Origin of the sequence: Streptomyces triticagri, assembly GCF_003429565.1 — a bacterium.
GTDB lineage: Bacteria > Actinomycetota > Actinomycetes > Streptomycetales > Streptomycetaceae > Streptomyces > Streptomyces triticagri.
In genome coordinates, this window is the sequence record NZ_QUAK01000124.1 from 45,556 (window position 1) to 62,824 (window position 17,269).

The 17,269-nt window shown below is 69.6% G+C and carries 15 protein-coding genes; 9 read left to right on the top strand and 6 right to left on the bottom strand.

Annotation, left to right across the window (positions count from 1 at the left end; genetic code table 11):
- The first annotated feature begins 135 nt into the window (after window positions 1-135).
- Window positions 136-927 carry a TauD/TfdA family dioxygenase gene (locus tag DY218_RS24040; RefSeq protein WP_128558265.1) on the top strand — a complete coding sequence of 264 codons (792 nt, stop codon included), beginning with the start codon at window positions 136-138 and terminating at the stop codon, window positions 925-927.
- Between the two features lie 122 nt (window positions 928-1,049).
- Here the strand turns inward: DY218_RS24040 and aztA are convergent, their stop codons facing one another.
- Window positions 1,050-1,754, bottom strand: a complete 705-nt coding sequence (gene aztA, locus DY218_RS24045; protein ID WP_128558225.1) for a zinc ABC transporter ATP-binding protein AztA — start codon at window positions 1,752-1,754, stop codon at window positions 1,050-1,052.
- A gap of 48 nt (window positions 1,755-1,802) precedes the next feature.
- On the opposite strand from aztA, the gene aztB reads away from it, so the two are divergent.
- The 5 genes from aztB to DY218_RS24070 all read left to right on the top strand — a co-directional run bounded on the left by aztB (window position 1,803) and on the right by DY218_RS24070 (window position 7,444).
- Entirely contained in the window at window positions 1,803-2,699 is an 897-nt protein-coding gene (aztB, locus tag DY218_RS24050; protein ID WP_128558226.1) for a zinc ABC transporter permease AztB, read from the top strand.
- The gene (locus DY218_RS24055) at window positions 2,696-3,931 is read left to right on the top strand and encodes a hypothetical protein (RefSeq protein WP_128558227.1); all 1,236 of its coding nucleotides are present in this window, start codon (window positions 2,696-2,698) and stop codon (window positions 3,929-3,931) included. The genes aztB and DY218_RS24055 overlap by 4 nt, the downstream gene beginning before the upstream one ends.
- Window positions 3,928-4,872: a zinc ABC transporter substrate-binding protein AztC gene (gene aztC / locus DY218_RS24060; protein ID WP_128558228.1), complete on the top strand. Its 945-nt coding sequence runs from the start codon at window positions 3,928-3,930 to the stop codon at window positions 4,870-4,872. Before DY218_RS24055 ends, aztC begins: the two co-directional genes overlap by 4 nt.
- A gap of 93 nt (window positions 4,873-4,965) precedes the next feature.
- Window positions 4,966-6,165 (top strand): zinc metallochaperone AztD, encoded by a 1,200-nt coding sequence (gene aztD, locus DY218_RS24065; protein ID WP_128558229.1) that lies wholly within the window; start codon window positions 4,966-4,968, stop codon window positions 6,163-6,165.
- A gap of 148 nt (window positions 6,166-6,313) precedes the next feature.
- Window positions 6,314-7,444, top strand: a complete 1,131-nt coding sequence (locus DY218_RS24070; protein ID WP_128558266.1) for a ferric reductase-like transmembrane domain-containing protein — start codon at window positions 6,314-6,316, stop codon at window positions 7,442-7,444.
- Window positions 7,445-7,609: 165 nt separating this feature from the next.
- Here the strand turns inward: DY218_RS24070 and DY218_RS24075 are convergent, their stop codons facing one another.
- Window positions 7,610-8,152 (bottom strand): TetR/AcrR family transcriptional regulator, encoded by a 543-nt coding sequence (locus tag DY218_RS24075; protein WP_128558267.1) that lies wholly within the window; start codon window positions 8,150-8,152, stop codon window positions 7,610-7,612.
- A gap of 94 nt (window positions 8,153-8,246) precedes the next feature.
- Between DY218_RS24075 and DY218_RS24080 the strand changes: the two genes are divergently transcribed.
- Window positions 8,247-8,993, top strand: a complete 747-nt coding sequence (locus DY218_RS24080; RefSeq protein ID WP_128558230.1) for an alpha/beta fold hydrolase — start codon at window positions 8,247-8,249, stop codon at window positions 8,991-8,993.
- A gap of 87 nt (window positions 8,994-9,080) precedes the next feature.
- On the opposite strand, the gene DY218_RS24085 is transcribed toward DY218_RS24080, so the two are convergent.
- Both DY218_RS24085 and DY218_RS24090 read right to left on the bottom strand, forming a co-directional pair.
- On the bottom strand, window positions 9,081-10,646 hold the full coding sequence (locus tag DY218_RS24085) for an ABC transporter substrate-binding protein (RefSeq protein WP_128558231.1): 1,566 nt from the start codon (window positions 10,644-10,646) through the stop codon (window positions 9,081-9,083).
- Window positions 10,643-12,670, bottom strand: a complete 2,028-nt coding sequence (locus DY218_RS24090) for a hypothetical protein (protein WP_128558232.1) — start codon at window positions 12,668-12,670, stop codon at window positions 10,643-10,645. Before DY218_RS24090 ends, DY218_RS24085 begins: the two co-directional genes overlap by 4 nt.
- A gap of 332 nt (window positions 12,671-13,002) precedes the next feature.
- On the opposite strand from DY218_RS24090, the gene DY218_RS34315 reads away from it, so the two are divergent.
- The gene (locus tag DY218_RS34315; protein WP_158574104.1) at window positions 13,003-13,473 is read left to right on the top strand and encodes an RDD family protein; all 471 of its coding nucleotides are present in this window, start codon (window positions 13,003-13,005) and stop codon (window positions 13,471-13,473) included.
- Between the two features lie 5 nt (window positions 13,474-13,478).
- Here the strand turns inward: DY218_RS34315 and DY218_RS24100 are convergent, their stop codons facing one another.
- A complete protein-coding gene (locus tag DY218_RS24100) occupies window positions 13,479-14,981 on the bottom strand; it encodes a serine/threonine-protein kinase (RefSeq protein ID WP_128558234.1) in 1,503 nt (500 codons plus the stop codon).
- Window positions 14,978-15,736, bottom strand: a complete 759-nt coding sequence (locus DY218_RS24105; RefSeq protein ID WP_128558235.1) for a serine/threonine protein kinase — start codon at window positions 15,734-15,736, stop codon at window positions 14,978-14,980. The genes DY218_RS24100 and DY218_RS24105 overlap by 4 nt, the downstream gene beginning before the upstream one ends.
- Window positions 15,737-15,987: 251 nt before the next feature.
- Between DY218_RS24105 and DY218_RS24110 the strand changes: the two genes are divergently transcribed.
- The gene (locus DY218_RS24110) at window positions 15,988-17,262 is read left to right on the top strand and encodes an APC family permease (protein WP_128558236.1); all 1,275 of its coding nucleotides are present in this window, start codon (window positions 15,988-15,990) and stop codon (window positions 17,260-17,262) included.
- Window positions 17,263-17,269: the final 7 nt, after the last annotated feature.

Genomic DNA, 17,269 nt, shown 5'->3' on the forward strand with positions numbered 1-17,269 from the left:
GCCCGGCACTGTCTTTGTCACCCAGTCCGGCACTGTCTTGTCACCGCGCGGCAGACGGGATACCCGTGTGAGGACACGCGTGCTCACACGGGGTGCCCCGGGTCTTTCGGCGGTTGCCCTGGCATCGTGAACATCATGGACTCGCACATCAACGGCTCGAGCGCCCGCACTGCATCACCGACCGCAGCTCTGGTTCCCCCGAGAGTCGATGGTGCCCGCATCGGCAAGGCGCCCGAATTGCTCGCGCAGAGCGGTGCGTTGATCCTCTCCGAGTTCGGAACATCGGCCGATGACCTTGTGGTGGCCGCCGCTCGCGTACTCGGCAGCCGTCTGCGCGAAGTCTACCCGCTGCGTCTGAGGGCTTCCGAGGGCTCCGGGCCCGTGCATCTGCATGCGGACAGCCTGGACTTGGTGGTCGACCGGGCTGGTGTCCTCGAGCGGCGACGTCACCCTGACGAGGACTGTGTTCTCGTCCAGTGCGTGAGGCCGGCCCCTCAGGGAGGTGATTCCTTTGCCGTCGACGGCTACCGGCTGATCGACGACATCACTGCTGCCGATCCGCTGCTGGGAGAGTTCCTCACCGGTTGCGACGTCGACCTGTACGGCGGCTGGTCGGGGCTGCGGGGACTTCCTGCTGTGCCCAGAGTTGCCAGACTCGTGGAGTACACGCGGGCTGGTCGGCGCATCGTCCGCAACACCGACGGCGTCGTGCCGCTGCACAGAGATCCGCGTGCCGCGCACATCCAGGACATGCTCGTCCGGTTCCGTGAGGTGGTCCGCGGCCATGAGCCGCAGCTCCCGCGCTTTCGCCTGGAGGAAGGAGACATCCTCGTGCTGGACAACTACCGCTCCTGGCACGGCCGCGATGCACACGAAGGTGATCGCGCCGTCCGCATTCTCACGCTGCGCACCGATGCAGCAGCGTGATGTCCGGCTGTTGACCGACTGAGTGTAGAGAGGCCGATCAGACAGCACGTTCCGCTGATCACGGGCCGGCCACCCACCTGCACGGCTGGGGTCCTGCCCCTGCTGCGCAGGCTTTTCGTGGGTCATGACAGCAGGGCCGGCGCCCCGTCGAGTACTGCGCCGGGTTCGCCTGCCGCGTCGAGGTGGCCCGCGCGCAGCAGCAGGCAGTGATCTCCGGAGCGGGCGGAGTCGAGGTCGTGGGTGGCCTGGACCACCGTCGTACCGTCTGCGGCCAAGTCCGCGAGGAGCCGGCTGATGCTCTGCCGCGTCCCGGGATCCAGTCCTGTGCACGGCTCGTCCAGGAGCAGCAGGTCGGACCGCTGCGCCAAGCCCTGGGCGATGAAGGCGCGTTGACGCTGCCCGCCGGACAGCTCGCCGAGCTGCCGCCCGGCCAGATCTGTGATGCCGAGCCGCTCGAGTGCCTCATCGACGGTCGAGTGATCGCGTCCGGTGAGCCGCCGCCACAGCCCGCGTTCGCGCCAGCGGGCCATCGCCACGGTCTGCCGCACAGTGAGCGGCAGGGCGTCACTCACCGCGCCGCGCTGTGGCACGAATGCCGGTGCGCCGCCGCGGTGGACCACCGTCCCTGCTGTCGGCCTGATCACACCGGCGACGGCGGAGAGCAGCGTGGACTTTCCGCTGCCGTTCGCTCCCACCAGCGACGTGACCGCCGACTCGGGTATGTCTGCGGTGACTTGATGCAGGACAGTGCGCCCGTCGTAGCCGGCGCTGAGGGCGTCGAGGCGGGTGCGGGGTGGCCGGTCGTATGCCGGAGGGAGAGGGCTCATGCGGGGTCCAGTCTGTAGTGACAATCATTTTCAGTATAGTCTGCGGGCATGGAGTGGTTGACCGGTCCCTTCGAGGTGACCTTTGTGCAAAGAGCCCTGATCGGAGGGCTCCTTGTGTCCGCGATCACCGCGCTCGCCGGCACCTGGGTGGTGCTGCGCGGGATGGCGTTCCTCGGGGACGCGATGTCGCACGGCCTGCTCCCCGGGGTCGCGATCGCCTCGCTGCTCGGTGGGAGCCTCCTGATCGGGGCAGCGGCCAGCGCCGTGGTCATGGCGGCCGGCGTCACCGTCCTCGGGCGTACGCCGAGGCTGTCGCAGGACACCGGGATCGGACTGCTCTTCGTCGGGATGCTCTCGCTGGGCGTGATCATCGTGTCCCGCTCGCAGTCGTTCGCCGTCGACCTGACCGGTTTCCTCTTCGGGGATGTACTGGCCGTCGGCGCCGACGATCTGGCCACCCTCGCTGTCGCGCTCGTCCTCGCCGTGGCCGTCGCGGCGCTCGGACATCGGGCGTTCCTCGCCCTGGCCTTCGACGAACGCAAGGCGCACACCCTCGGACTGCGTCCACGCGTCGCGCACGCGGTCCTGCTCGGACTGCTGACGCTCGCGATCGTCGCGTCCTTCCACGTGGTGGGCACGCTGCTGGTGCTCGGTCTGCTGATCGCGCCGCCGGCCTCGGCACTGCCTTGGGCACGGAGCGTGCCGGGTGTGATGGCGGGCGCCGCGGTCCTGGGGGCGAGCGCCACCTTCTTCGGACTGCTCATCTCCTGGCATCTCGGCACCGCAGCCGGGGCGAGCATCGCGGCCTTCGCCGTCGCTCAGTTCTTCGTCTCGCGGCTGGCCGCCGGCCTGTTCGGCCGGACCCGTACCGCCGACGAGCCGGGCCCCTCGGCCCCGGACCGCACCACCAGTACCCCCGTACGCATCGGAATGGGAAACTCGTGATCACCCGCAGCAGCACGGCCCGTCGGCTCCCGGCCGTCGCCGCACTCACCGCCGCCCTGTGCGCGGGATGTGCCTCCGGCGGCGACGAGGAGCAGCAGCCCGCCAAGTCCTCCGCCTCCGCTCCGCACGGATATGTCGAGGGCGCCGAGGAGTCCGCCGAGCAGCAGTCGCGGCTCGTCCTCGGCGACCCGGCCACCGGCGAGACCCGCGTCCTCGACCTCATCACCGAGAAGACCCACAGGACACCGACGGTCAAGGGGGTCACCGCCCTCACCACCGACGGCCGGTTCGGTCACTTCCACTCCGGGTCCGGCGTCACCGTGCTCGACACCGGTGCCTGGATGGTGGACCACGGCGACCATGTGCACTACTACCGTGCCGACATCCGGCCGGTGGGGCGCATACCCGCCGACGGCGATGCGGACGTGGCGATACGCAGCGACGCGGCCGTGACGGCGGTGACCACCGAGGACGGTGGTGCGCGACTGCACCGGCGTGCCGACCTCGAGGACGGCCGGGTCGGCAAGGGACGGGACGCCGGAATCGGCAGGCCCGCGGCGGTGATTCCCTCCGACGAGCACCTCGTCGTCGTGGCGGGCGACGACCAGGACGACCGGATCACGGTGCGTACCCGCGCGGGCAAGCAGGTCGCCGCGCCGAAGACCGCCTGTCGCGATCTGCGCGGCGACGCCGTCACCCGCCGCGGGGTGGTGCTCAGTTGCGCCGACGGGGCCGTGCTCGTACGGGAAGAAGACGGCGACTTCGAAGCCGTGGAGATCCCCTACCCCGAGGACACACCCGAGGGAGAGCGGGCGGACGGATTCCGGCTGCGGCCCGGCAGCGACACCCTGACCGCGCTCGCCGGCGATGAAGCCGTCTGGGTCCTGGACGTCACCGACCGCAAGTGGCAGCGCATCGGGACAGGACCCGTCGTCGCCGCCAACACTGCAGGCGAGGGCGCCCCGTTGCTGGCCCTCGGTCCGGACGGCACGCTGCGCGGCTACGACATCGAGAGCGGCCGGCGCACGGCCGAGACCGAACTCGGCGCCAAGGCGACGGGGACGGGCAAGGGCTCGGGCGCGCCGGACATCGCCGTCGACACGACCCGTGCCTACGTCAGCGACCCGGCCGGAAAGCGCGTCGCCGAGATCGACTACAACGACGGTCTGCGCCTCGCCCGTTCCTTCGACCTGGACATCCGTCCCGGCCTGATGGTGGAGACCGGCCGATGAGCCGCCGCACCGGGATACGCATGCTGCTGCGCCGCGCCCTGCTGCCCGTACTCGCCGCGCTGCTTGCCGTCGTTGGGCTGCCCGGTTGCTCCACCGGGCCGGACCGCCCGCACGTCGTGGTCACCACCAACATTCTCGGCGACATCACCCGCCGGATCGTCGGCGACGAGGCGCGGGTCCAGGTCCTGATGAAACCCAATGCCGACCCGCACTCCTTCGGCCTCTCCGCGACCGAGGCAGCCGCCCTCGAACAGGCGGACCTGGTGGTGTTCAACGGCCTCGGCCTCGAGGAGAACGTCCTGCGGCACGTCGACAACGCCCGCAAGTCCGGCGTGCCCACCCTCGAAGTCGGCGCCGCCGTCGACCCGTTGGCGTACGGCGCGGGCCAGGGCGACGCAGGACAGCAGGACCCGCACTTCTGGACCGACCCCGACCGCGTACGCAAGGCCACCGGCCTGATCGCCGACGAGGTCGCAGCCCATGTCGACGGGGCCGACGAGCCGACCGTACGCAAGAACGCCGAGCGGTACCGGAAGGAACTGGCCGGACTCAGTACCTGGATGACCGAGACCTTCGACCGCATCCCGCGCGAGCACCGGGCGTTGGTGACCAACCACCACGTCTTCGGCTACCTCGCCGACCGGTTCGGCTTCCGGGTGGTCGGCGCCGTCATCCCGAGCGGCACCACGCTCGCCTCGCCGAGCTCGTCCGATCTGCGCTCCCTCACCCGCGCCATGGACGAGGCGGGAGTACGGACCATCTTCGCCGACTCCTCCCGGCCGAAGAAGCTGGCCGAGGTGCTGCGCAAGGAGATGGGCGGCGACGTACGGGTCGTCGAGCTGTACTCCGAATCCCTGACCGGGAAGGGCGGGGGAGCGGCCACCTACCTGGCCATGATGCGCGCCAACACCCGTGCCATGGCCGGGGGATTGACCGCCTGACCCGCCCCTGACCGCCCCGCCCTCGAACCCCTGCCGGACCCCTGTGTCCGGCCTGCTGGAAACCCATCGTCCCCGACCTAAGGAACACCGGACGTGAACATCCCCGTACGCAGCCGCGCCGCACAGGGCGCCGCGCTCACCCTGGCCCTCGCTCTCGCCCTGACCGCCTGTGGCAACGACGAGGACGCCGGCTCCTCGAAGGCCGCCGACGACAGCAGCCCGAGCACCTCCACGCCCCTGAACGAGCCTGTGGTCGCCACCTACGACGGCGGCCTCTACTTCCTCGACGGCAAGACCCTGAAGCTCGCGAAGACCGTGAAGGTCCCAGGCTTCAACCGGGTCAACCCGGTCGGTGACGACACCCACGTCATGCTCTCCACCGACAGCGGCTTCCGCGTCGTGAACGCCGCCGAACAGACCCTCACCGACATCGAGTACAAGGGCGCCAAGCCCGGCCACGTCGTACGGCACGCCGGCAAGACCGTCCTCTTCACCGACGGCACCGGCGAGGTCAACGTCTTCGACCCCGCGGACCTCGGCTCCGGAGAGAAGCCGAAGGGCCGCGAGCACACCACCGACAAGCCGCACCACGGCGTGGCCATCGAGCTGAAGAACGGCGAACTCCTCACCACCATCGGCGACGAGGAGAAGCGCACCGGCGCCCTCGTCCTCGACAAGGACGGCAAGGAGATCGCCCGCAACGAGGACTGCCCCGGCGTGCACGGCGAAGCCGCTGCCAAGGGCGAGGCCGTGGTCGTCGGCTGCGAGAACGGCGCACTCATGTACAAGGACGGCAAGTTCAAGAAGATCGACGCCCCCGACAAGTACGCCCGCATAGGCAACCAGGCGGGCAGCGACGCATCCCCCATCCTGCTCGGCGACTACAAGACCGACCCGGAGGCCGAACTCGAGCGCCCCGAGCGGGTCTCGCTCATCGACACCCGCACCGGCAAACTGCGCCTGCTCGACCTCGGCACCAGCTACTCCTTCCGCTCGCTGGCCCGCGGCCCGCACGGCGAGGCACTCGTCCTCGGCACGGACGGCGACATCCACGTCATCGACCCGGAGAAGCGCAAGGTCGTCCGCACCATTCCGGCCATCGGCGATTGGAAGGAGCCGCTCGACTGGCAGCAGCCCATGCCCGTCCTCTTCGTCCGCGACCACACCGCGTACGTCTCCGAGCCCGGCGCGAAGAAGCTGCACGCCATCGACATCGAATCGGGCAAGAAGAAGGCCTCGGTGACCCTGCCGAAGACCACGACCGAACTCTCCGGAGTCGTCGCCGGGCACTGACACGCGAGACACATCGGCCGGCACCCTTGGGTCGCGACCGCCTCGGCGGACGCGACCCAAGGATGCGTCTGGATCGCGAGGTGGACAATCCAACAGGCATGAATGCTCCAGCAGTCCCAGGCGGTCAACAAAGGAAGCGAGATCCGTGATGGTCGAAGGGCGTCAGCCTCTACGCTCGTTGAGGAACGCACCGCGAAAATTTGACTGGCCGGCGCTTCGTGCAGATCTGAAAGGTGCTGTGCCGGATGCGACGCTGGCATTAGTGGCAACTGCGGCAATTTTCCTGTGGCTTGTCGTACGCGTAGAAAATGGAACATCTGGGACGACTCAGCTCATGCCCATGATGAGTGATTGGGACAACTGGACATACTGGCTCTGTCAGGCGTTCGGTTGGTCAGGCCTGCTGTGGGCCTACATCACCGTCATTCTTGGACTGCTGCGTTCCGGCAGGCAGCCCCGCTGGCGGTGGTTCCGCGGGGCGACCGTGGAAAGGCTGCACCGCACGACCAGCTTGACCACGATCGGCCTGATGTTCATGCACGCCCTCGTGTTCTTCGTGGACAAAGTGCAGGCGAATCGTGAGCAGTACGCAGGTGCCGAACGCTTCTTCAAGACGTTCACGCACATATGGGTGCCCGGGACCTATCCCTCGGGTACCGGGAGAGTCGCCATCTTTGTCGGACTGATTGCGTTCTACTTGGCAATTCCGCTGGGGCTGGCGTTCTACCTCCGTCACCGCACCGGTTCTCGGGTATGGCTGGCGCTCCACCGTTTCATCATCGTGGTCTACGCTCTCAGTGTTTGGCATACCCTGCTGTACGGCACGAATGTTTGGTACGACGGCAGTTTTCGGGATCTGGTCTGGGCGCTGCAACTACCCATAGCGGGTCTACTGTTGTTTCGTCTGCTGGCCCCTGCGCGTCCGGCGGAGAGATTGAGGAGCCGTCGAGCATCCGGATCTGCGCCGGTCTACGCGGTGGGGGCCTGGGTGGCCGGGCGGCTGTCCGTCGTGCTCATCATGGTCGGGCTGCTCGCCGTCATGATCTCGGGGGTCGACGGAGGGCGGCCGCAGGAAGGCCATGGGTCGCACGAGCTGTGGCCCGAGAGGTGGGTCATCTGGGCGAGCCTCGTGCTCTTCGTTGTTGCCATCGTCGTCACGGCACGAAGGCAACGGTCCGTGCGGACGCGAGGTACCAAATCGAGCACGCAGGCCGCGAAACCTTCGGCGAACCGCGGGGAGACCGCCGCCCCCTCCGTCGACGAGGCGGACGGGTCGTGAACCGATCAGCGGGGCGATCGCGGCCTCGACCAGTGTGTGGCCGATCGGCCGACGCCGTGCCGCGGCGAGGTGACGCTCCGTACCAGCTCGATGAGTGCACGGCACGATGCGGCCTCCGGCAGGCATCCGAGTCGGGCCTTGCGCGCACCGGGAGGCGGCCGGTCGTCAGGGGGCGGGTGCGAGCCCTGCCCGGAGGATCCCGAGGTAGTTGTCGATCGCGGTCGGCTGCCGCTCCGCCGGGTGCTCGCTGACGGCGTGGATCAGTCCGCACAGGAGCTTGAGCAGGTTCTCGCCGGTGAGGGCCGGGGCGGGGCGGATGTCTGAAAGCAGTCCGGAGGTGGCCTCGACCAGCTCTCCCTTGGCTCGGTGCAGAGACTCGGTCTCGTCGGACCCGGTGATCAGGACGTCGGTGAGGCCCGGTCGCGCCAGAGCGGTCAGCAGTGCCGTGCGGAGGAAGCCGACGAGTGCCTCGGCGGGATCGGGAGCTCCGCTCGCCGCGGCCGCGGCATCGATGAGCTCGCGGACCGCCTCCTCCAGGACGGACTCGCGCATGGCCCGCTGCGTGGGAAAGACCCGATAGACCGTCCCCACTCCCACGCCCGCCCTGCGCGCGAGCTCGTTGAGGGTGAGCGCGGTCTCCCCGCCGATGACGGCGCTGCGTGCCTCGTCGAAGATCCGCTGCCGGTTGCGTGCGGCGTCCGACCTCATCATTCCTCCTCCGCGGACGTATGTGGATAACCTATCAGGTCGGTGTTACGGTGAAGCGGATAACTAATCCACTTCGCAGCGTCAGGGAGCTCTCGTGACCGTCGTATTCATCCATGGAGTACCGGAGACACCGTCCGTGTGGGACGGCCTCCGGGAGAGGATCGACCGCCCCAACACGGCCCTGCGGCTGCCCGGGTTCGGCAGCCCCCGCCCGGCCCGCCTCGACGGCAAGGAGGCGTACGCCGACTGGCTGGCGAACGAACTGCGGGCCCTCAGGGGGCCGTTGGACCTCGTGGGTCACGACTGGGGCGCGCACCTGGTGATGCGGATCGTCTCCGCCTACGACGTGCCGGTACGCAGCTGGGTGTCCGACGTCGCGCACGGCTGGCACCCCGACTATGCGTGGCACGAGGCCGCCACCCTCTTCCAGAAGACGCCGGAGGGCGAGGACCTCCTCGCGTCGCTGCGCGACCAGACCCCCGGCAGCCCCGGCTTCGGGGACTTCCTCCGCCCCCGGGGGATGAGCGCCGAACTGGCGACGGAGGTCGACACCGTCCACGATCAGGAGATGAGCACGGCCATCCTGACGCTCTACCGCTCCGCCTGGCCCAACCTCCACGCCGACTGGGGCAAGGACTTCGACCACCCCGCTCAAGCGCCGGGTCTCGTCCTGATCCCGACCGGCGATCCCATGGCACAGCCCGCGATGGACCTGGACGTGGCCGGGACAACCGGAGCACAGGCAGTGGAACTGGACCGTCTCACCCACTACTGGATGCTCCAGGACCCGGACCGGGGCGCCGACGTGCTCAACCGATTCTGGGACTCCCGGCCCGCTTAGAGAGCGGGGCGAGGAGCACGCGGCGCCCACGGATCAGCGGTACTGCATCAACTGCGTCGCCGACCGCGTGGCCCGCCCTGCGCCGGGTCAGCCGGCACCGCCGCTCCTGGTGCAGCGGTCCGTGAGCTTCTCGCCGGAGGGCCAGGCCACGCGGTGGAAGGAGATCTTCCGGCCCTCCTTCCACTCCGGGTCGAGTTGTACGAGGTGGATGGCCTTGTTGAAGGCGTTGCCGTCGTTGTCGAGGCAGATCCAGCCGGTGGTTCCGTGCACCTTTTCCACGTTCTTCAGCCGCGGCCAGCCGTTGAACACCTCGTCCAAGCCGGGGAGATCGTCCTTGCCGCCCTGGAGCCGGATGTTCTTGATGGCCGTACGTGTGGCGTCGTACGTGGTCATGAGCCGGGAGTCCTCCAGGTCCGACTCGGCGAGACCGAGTCCGCTGAAGCCCTCCCTGAGGGCGCTCAGTTCCTCCCTGGCGTCTGCGGCCTCGGGAGCCTTCGTCCTGTCCTTCTCCCAGGCGTCCGGGTGCCCGACGGCGGAGTACTCCACGGTCACTCGGCGCAGCGCCTTGCGCCATTTCCTGAGATCGCGGCTGCTGACGTAGGAGTCGATGGTGGAGGCGCCCGAGCCGGTGATGATCCGGAATCGGTTCTCGGTGTTCTCACAGCCGTGCGTGCCGAGTTGCAGTACGAGCTGCCGCAGCTGCGGCGGCCGGCCGGCGAAATAGATGTCGGAGGCGCCGGCCTGACAGATGTTCTGCGCGATGTTCAGGAAATCGTCGTCGAGGCCGGGATCGTCGTCGGAACCGCCCGACGACCGGTACTGCTCGGACTCCAGGGCCTCCGTGTCGCGCTGCTTGTTGAACGCGTCGCGGAGCGTGGCGACGTAGCTGTCACCGGGACGTGTGTCCTCCACGAGGAAGGTGCCCTTGTCGCCGGGGAGGCCGGCGAGCACACCGGCCTGGTCCTCATTGGGCGGCACGACCCGGGCGAGGCCCGGCATCGCGAGATCCGTCGCGGTGATGGGGCCGCCGACGACCGGGATCCCCAGGTCCTTCGTCAGATGGCTGATGGCGTTCTTGGTGTTCTCCTCACTGACGTCGAAGCCGACGACCGCGCGCAGCCTGTGCCGGGAGGCGGTCTCCTCCTCGAGATCGTCCGCCACGGGCCGGTACTGGGTGCTGCCTCGCCCGGCGTTGGCCAGGACCAGCCGGATCCTCGGTGCCCCCTCCTTGTTCATGCGGAGTTGGGCGAGGTGGGCTCCCTGCACCTCGTGGCGGATCTGACGCTCGACGGCGGCCCGGCGGTTCTTGTCGGTCTCGTCGGTGGTCATGGGGATGAGGACCGCGATGGTGACATACGGCGTGCTGCCGTCGGTCACCGTGTCGTTCTCCTGCTTGATGGAGGCGGACACGTCAGCCAGGTCTCCGAAGACGTAGCCGCCGTCGGACACGCCGACGCACTCGTCCTCCGGGCCACGCTCCCAGATGTCGTCGGCGCAGTGCCGGGTCACGTACTCGAGCGTTCCCCATCGCTCTCCGCCGAAGAGGAAGTAGCCGATGCCCCCGAGGAAGAGGACTGCGAGGGCTCCGATGACGTAGGTACGGGGGCGCTGCCACCAAGGTACGTGCGGTGTCGGGGGGACGATGGGGCTCACCAGGGATCCTTCCTGTAGGTCTTGATTCGCTCGCACAGCGACAGGCCCTGCTGGTCCGTCAGACGTCCACGCAGCTCGCCCAGCTGATCGATGATTTCGCCGCGCAGCTCGGCCGTGGGATCCCCCAGAGGGTCGGACCACAGATGCGCACAGGGGTCGTCCACGGGGTGCAGCGTGAGCTGGCCGGCGATCAGGAGTCTGGCGATCGGCCACTGTGACCGCGGGAGGACCGCGGTGACCCCGGTGACCCGGCGGCGGTACTCGCGCATGGCGTCGCCGGGCTGCGAGAGGGCGGGGTGCGGGGCGCGCTGGATCCAGGACAGCGCCGCACACCACTCCTGAGGCCGCGTGCGTCCCTCGCGTACGCCGCCGAGCAGTTCATCGAGGTAGTGCACGGCGGCCGCCGTGTTCTCCACCCCGCCCAGCGCCATGCGGTGGTACGCGGCATCCCGGCCGCTCGCCGCGGCGAGCAGCGCGCGGTGGGTGTCCGACCAAGGGCTGGTCTGCGTGCCACCGTCCCAGCCGTTCCGGCAGAGTTCCTGCAACAGCAGCCGGCGGACCAGAGCGGGCATCACCACGGCAGGACCTCCGTCCACGACCGCATCGCAGCGAAGATCGTCGCGAAGCAGCGCCCTGATGCTGTCGCGTACCGGTACCTGGCCGCAGAGCGTGCCGGCGGCCAGCGCCTGCGCCGGCACGACGGGCGCCGCCGCGCGGCGCAGATGGTGCGTGCTGAACTGCGCCTGGCCGAACAGCGGTGCGCGCACTGCGGCGCCCAGCACGGACAGGTCGTCTCCGGGGGTGAGCATCCGGCGCAGGCGGTCGACCAGCGGCACCTCGCTGCGGAAGCGGGGCAGCGCCGACAGGACGGCGCCCGCGGCGTACGGATGACCGGAGCTCAGTTCGTGGACGAGCCTGCCGAGCCAGGCCTCGGGGCGGTCCACGCCTGCGGGCCACGGCAGCTCCCACTGCCGTGCTGCCCTGCTGCAGTGGTCGCGGACTTCGGTCAGGGTCAGTGGCCGCAGTTGAGCCACCACGACATCGACACCGCCCTGCACCGCCGAGGGCACGAACCGCTCCGCCCTTCCTCCGGCCGGCCCCTGCCAGCACCGCAGATATCCGCCGCTCGGCAGGTCCGACTGCTTGATGAGGTCCGGGCGGCTGCGTGCGGTGGCCACGACCGTCAGTGGGACTGCCGTCGCCCCAGTCTCCGCGAGACCCGTAGCGAGCAACTCCAGGAAATCCTGGCCGGGTACGTGGTCGGCATTGTCGAGGAACAGCGCGCAGCACAGCGTGCGGCGGCGGTGGCGCCGGCCGGTGGTGTAGGCGCGGCGCAGGTCGTCCAGGAACGCCCGCATCAGGACGCGCTCGGCGGCTCTGCGCTCTTCGGCGTGGGCATCCTGGAAGCCGTAGCTGAGGTCCACCAGGAAGTCCTCCGGCGAACCGGGCGCGCCGATGCCACGCACGATCCTGAGATGCCTCCTTCTGAGGAGTCTCCGCTCGACCGCCCCGGCGATCTCCACCAGGAGCGGCAGTGCCTGCAGCACGGCCGTGGGCAGTCCGGCCACGGATGCGGCCTTCTCGAGCAGCGGCAGGAAGCGGTCGCGCGCATGCTCCTGGCCGCGGCCCTGGGTCAACGCCCGCTCCATGGCCTGCAGATCGGCCTCCCGGTCCGACGGGTCGGTCTCCACCGCGAGGGCCAGGCGTGTGACCGCGTACGCAGGGAGCTGGAGCCGCGGGAAGCGGGGAGTCTCCGAGCGCATGCGGTAGGCGATCCGGGCGAGGACGTCCATCGCACCCGCGACCCCTTGGTCCGGATGCTCGCAGTTGATGCGGGCACAGTGGGTGTTGCCTGCCGTGGCCTCGAGGTGTGCCAGCAGGCTGCTCTTGCCACTGCCGCGACCGCCGAGCAGCACCAGTGGTTCCTGCGGATGGTGCAGCGCGCGCACATCGAGAAGCCGGTCGATGAACCACTGCTCCACAAGAAGGTCGCGCCGCGAATTGCCTGCCCATTCCTCCGGCACTGGCCCTCCCCTCGGTTGGGACGGAGTCGACGCCGGGCCTCGGACCCGGCGCGGATATGGCGACTGATTGCTGGGAGCCGTACGCAATTCGACGCAGTGGCCGTCCGGACGCCGGTTCCCCTTTCGTGAAACGGGTTCTGCTGCATCCAAATCCAACCCGGTGCGCGGCCTGGTGTGTACCTGATGTCTGTCAGGGCTGCCGGCCGTCGGAAGCCCCACCTGACAGCCGGCGGAACGCGCACCCTGACAGATGTCAGATGGCGCTGCTTCGCAGGATTTCTAATCTGGTCGGGGAGTTGCCCGGGAGGTTCGACATTCCGTCAGGAGACCGAATGCCCGCCGATGCCGACGAATCGCGCGCACCGTATGCCACGGGTTATCTCGGAGACCGTCCGCTGCATCAACTGGCCTCGCCGTCGCGGCGGTTCGGCGCCTTTCTGCTCGATGAGGCGATCCTTGCGCCGCTGCCTGTTCTTCTGGTCGTCCTCAATTCGGGCAGCCGGCGCTGGACCACCGCGCTCGTACTGCATCTGGTGCTCTGCGCGCTCTATTCACCGGTGAGCACGGCCCGGTGGGGTGGCACGCCCGGGAAGCTGGTCCTCGGCATGCGGGTGGTGCAGGCCGCCGACGGGCAACACCTGTCCTACGGTCGGGCCGCGGAGCGATTACTGACCCAGCTGGCCTTCACGTGCACACCGCTGCTCGGAGCCCTCAACTGCTTGTGGTGCTGCGGAGACCGGAGCAGGTGCCTGCACGATGTCGTCGTCGGCTCGCTGGTGATCCGGGTGCCGTGGACCCGGTGAACCGTTCACTTCGTGTACTGCGCAAGGTGCCGCTGCACAGCGGTGACGTACGGGCGGAGACGCTCGGGCACCCCGCGTTCGTTGATGATCGTCTTGTCGCTGCTCCGATAGCCCGCAGCGAGCATCCCGGTGAGGTCCTTGTGCAGGCCGCTCTGCTTGAAACGCTGATCCAGCCAGCACAGATAGGACGCCATGGCGACGATGGCGTCCGGCGGTGACATGTAGTCCTTCACGCCGTCCCGATTGCCGTCGGCCGCCCAGGAGTTGAAGACCCACGGGGTCCACATGGCGATGCCGTACTCGTCGTCCTTGGGCCGGGAGGCGTTCGCGTCGAAGCCGCTCTCCTCCTTCAGCATCGCCGCGAGCAGCGCGGGAGTGACTTCCTTCTCGGTGCATCCGGCGGCTGCGCGGACGATGACGGGGCGCAGCTTCCTGGGTACGTCGCTGCCGGCCGGGAAGGCATCGGCAGGGCTGCCCGGCGCGGGCGCGGGCGAGCTGTCGGCCTCGTTCGACGGTGCGTCACCGCTCGGAAGGGCGATCAGCATCGTCGCGAGCACGAGCGTCGCACTCCCGGCAAGCGCCCGGCCCCGCCGCCCCCGGCCGACGCCGCTCAACCTCCGAACCCGACGCGCAAGATCGGGAGCGGTGAGCCGGCGACGGCTCGCGTGGTCGGGGCGCAGGCACTCGGCGACGAGGCGGGCCCACTCCTCGTGGATCGCCGGATCGAGCCGCAGTGCCGTACTGCCGCTCGCGTAGGACCGTACGTTCAGGGACCGGGCGCGCTCGTCGGCGCCGGGGAACGGGTGGACGCCGCCGGTGAGTACCTGGTGGGCGAGGATGCCGAAGGCCCAGATGTCGGCGGTGGGGCGCAACACGCTGCGCACGCCGGCCTGGTCGGTCCACCATTCCGGCGGTACGTAGTCGAAGGTGCCGATCGGGGGGCCGTAGGCGTGGGTGCCGTCGAGTTCGGCGGTGAGTCCGAAGTCGGCGAGCCACACACCGCCGGTGTCGGTGAGCAGCACATTGGACGGCTTGAGGTCGCCGTGCACCCAGCGGCGGGCGTGGATGTCGGCCAGCCCTTCGCTGATGCCGAGCAGGATGGCCCGGGCATCGGCGACCGGCCCGCCCTCAGTGGCGTCCAGCAGATCGCGCAGGGACCGGTCTGCGCGATCCATCACCAGTGCGGTGGTGCCCTCCAGCGACGGGTGTGCGGTGTCGCGGATGCTCAGGACCTCACGGGTGCGCACCAGATGCGGGTGATCGGCCTGCAGACTGAAGCGCACCTCCCTGTCCAGGAGGCCGGCCATGGCCTCGCGCTGCCCCGGCGACATCAGGTCGGTGCGCAGGACCTTCACGGCGGCCCGGGTGCGCTCGGTGATGTGCTCGGCCGCATACACGCATCCCCAACTTCCGTATCCGATCGGCTCGTCGAGTTCCCACTCGCCGATGCGGTAGCCCGCTGGAAGCACAGCGGGCAGAGGAGCACCCTCATTGGGCGTGTCCGTCATACGGAACCCCTTCCGTCGCGCGGAGGAAGCAACGGGAGGTGTTCTTCGCGGACCAGGTCGAAGCGGAGCGCGAAACTGACCAGCTCCGCGCGCTTGTTGCTGGTCGCATTGCCGTCGCCGAGCCGCAGCTTCTCCATGACCAGGTACTCGATGTGGCGGTTGACGGCCGAGCGCTTGAGGTCGCGACAGGACGCCAGGGGCCGCAGCCGCTCCAGGACGTCCACGACGCCGGGGACCGCTCCGGACGACGAGTTGCGCAGGCGCGGCTCGCACAGCGCGAGCAGCACCAGGAAATACTTCGACGTGCGGTCGAGGGCGAACGGCGTCTGGGTGGGCTCACCACTGAGCCGTGACATCCGATCGCCGTCCAGGTACGCGTGCTCGGGGGCGTACACCTTGAACGTCGCCTCTCCGCCGCGTGACGGCAGGAGCACACGGGAGAACTCGAAGGGCACCGGCGCCCCGAGCCGGCCTGGCGCCACCTTGATGTACTCGCCCGCACCCTCCATGTTCTCCACGGCATAGGTGGAGGAGCTGGAGTAGTTGGACAGACGCCAGTAGTCCTCGGCGGCCGTGATCTGTCCCGCGATACGGGACACTCCCGGGTCGGAGAGCCGCAGCCGCACCGAGCTCCCTTCACCGCCGCGTCCGAAGTCGGCGCTCTCCCCGGGCCTCAGGCGCAGCTGCCGGGGCCGGCCCGGCGGTGCGTCCGCCGCGCCCGGGACCTCCGGCAGTTCCACGATGATGGTATGCACGCGGCACGCCCCTCCCTCGTCACTCCCGTGCGAGTCCGCCGGCCCAACTGTCCGCGGCGCGGCACCCCCTGACATTCGTCAGGGCCCAGTCTCCCTTCCTGATTCCTACCGTGAGAAGCGCCGCGGCCGCCTCGGAATATGCGAACGCGCGGGCACGCGTGGGGAGTTGGCCGAGTTCCGATGGTCCGGACCGCTCTCTGCGGTCGGTGCGTATGGGAGGCTCCTGCGGCGGACCGTCGAAGGAGTGAGTGATGGGCAAGTCGCCGACGCCCGCCCTGACACCGGGCGAGCTGCCGCGTCGGCTCGGGACCGCCGATGCCGTGGTGATCGGTCTGGGGTCGATGATCGGCGCCGGAATCTTCGCCGCGCTCGCCCCGGCCGCCCGGTCGGCAGGCAGCGGTTTGCTGATCGGCCTGGCGCTCGCCGCGGTCGTCGCCCACTGCAACGCCACGTCCTCCGCGCGGCTCGCCGCCCGCCATCCGGCGTCCGGCGGCACGTACGTCTACGGTCGCGAACGCCTAGGGGAGTTCTGGGGCCATCTCGCGGGCTGGGGCTTCGTGGTGGGCAAGACGGCGTCCTGCGCGGCGATGGCGCTCACGGTCGGCTCGTACGTCTGGCCGGGGCAGGCCCACGGTGTGGCGGTGGCGGCCGTGGTGGCGGTGACGGCGGTCAACTACGCCGGCGTGCAGAAGTCGGCCGTGCTGACCCGGGTGATCGTCGCCGTGGTCCTGGCGGTGCTCGCCGCCGTGGTGGTCGCGGCCTTCACCTCGTCCAGGGCCGACGCGGCCCGCCTCGCGGTCGGGGACGACACGACCGCCGCGGGCGTGCTTCAGGCGGCCGGCCTGCTGTTCTTCGCCTTCGCCGGGTACGCGCGCATCGCCACACTCGGCGAAGAAGTCCGCGACCCCGAGCGCACCATTCCGCGGGCGATCCCGCTCGCCCTGGGCATCACCCTGGCCGTCTATGCCCTGGTGGCCGTCGCCGTCCTGATGGTGCTCGGTCCCGACGGGCTCGCCGGGGCGACGGCGCCGCTCTCGGACGCGGCACGGGCTGTGGGCGGCGAACCGCTCGTGGCCGTCGTGCGCCTCGGTGCCGCCGTGGGCGCGCTCGGCACCCTGCTCGCCCTGGTACTCGGTGTCTCGCGCACCATGTTGGCCATGGCCCGTGACCGGCATCTGCCGCGGGCCCTGGCCGCCGTGCACCCGCGCTTCCACGTACCGCACCGGGCCGAGGCCCTGATCGGTGCGATGGTGGCCGTGGTCGCGGCGACGGCGGACGTGCGTGGGGCGATCGGTTTCTCCTCGTTCGGTGTACTCGTCTACTACGCGATCGCCAACGCCGCCGCCTGGACGCTGACCGCGGCAGAGAATCGGCCCAGCCGCCTGGTCCCTGCCGTGGGTCTGGCCGGTTGTCTCGTACTGGCCGGTGCGCTGCCGTTGACCTCGGTTCTGGCCGGCGCCGCGGTGCTCGCCCTGGGGGCGGCCGGGTACGGCGTGCGCCGGGTCCGGCGCGGAGCGAGGTCCTGATCTTCGA

Excerpts from the sequence above, each read along its gene's own strand:
- DY218_RS24070 (WP_128558266.1), top strand. The coding sequence starts at position 6,314 with ATGGTCGAAGGGCGTCAGCCTCTACGCTCGTTGAGGAACGCACCGCGA.
- DY218_RS34315 (WP_158574104.1), top strand. The coding sequence starts at position 13,003 with ATGCCCGCCGATGCCGACGAATCGCGCGCACCGTATGCCACGGGTTAT.
- DY218_RS24040 (WP_128558265.1), top strand. The coding sequence starts at position 136 with ATGGACTCGCACATCAACGGCTCGAGCGCCCGCACTGCATCACCGACC.
- DY218_RS24110 (WP_128558236.1), top strand. The coding sequence starts at position 15,988 with ATGGGCAAGTCGCCGACGCCCGCCCTGACACCGGGCGAGCTGCCGCGT.
- DY218_RS24075 (WP_128558267.1), bottom strand. The coding sequence starts at position 8,152 with ATGAGGTCGGACGCCGCACGCAACCGGCAGCGGATCTTCGACGAGGCA.
- DY218_RS24100 (WP_128558234.1), bottom strand. The coding sequence starts at position 14,981 with ATGACGGACACGCCCAATGAGGGTGCTCCTCTGCCCGCTGTGCTTCCA.
- aztC (WP_128558228.1), top strand. The coding sequence starts at position 3,928 with ATGAGCCGCCGCACCGGGATACGCATGCTGCTGCGCCGCGCCCTGCTG.
- aztB (WP_128558226.1), top strand. The coding sequence starts at position 1,803 with ATGGAGTGGTTGACCGGTCCCTTCGAGGTGACCTTTGTGCAAAGAGCC.
- aztA (WP_128558225.1), bottom strand. The coding sequence starts at position 1,754 with ATGAGCCCTCTCCCTCCGGCATACGACCGGCCACCCCGCACCCGCCTC.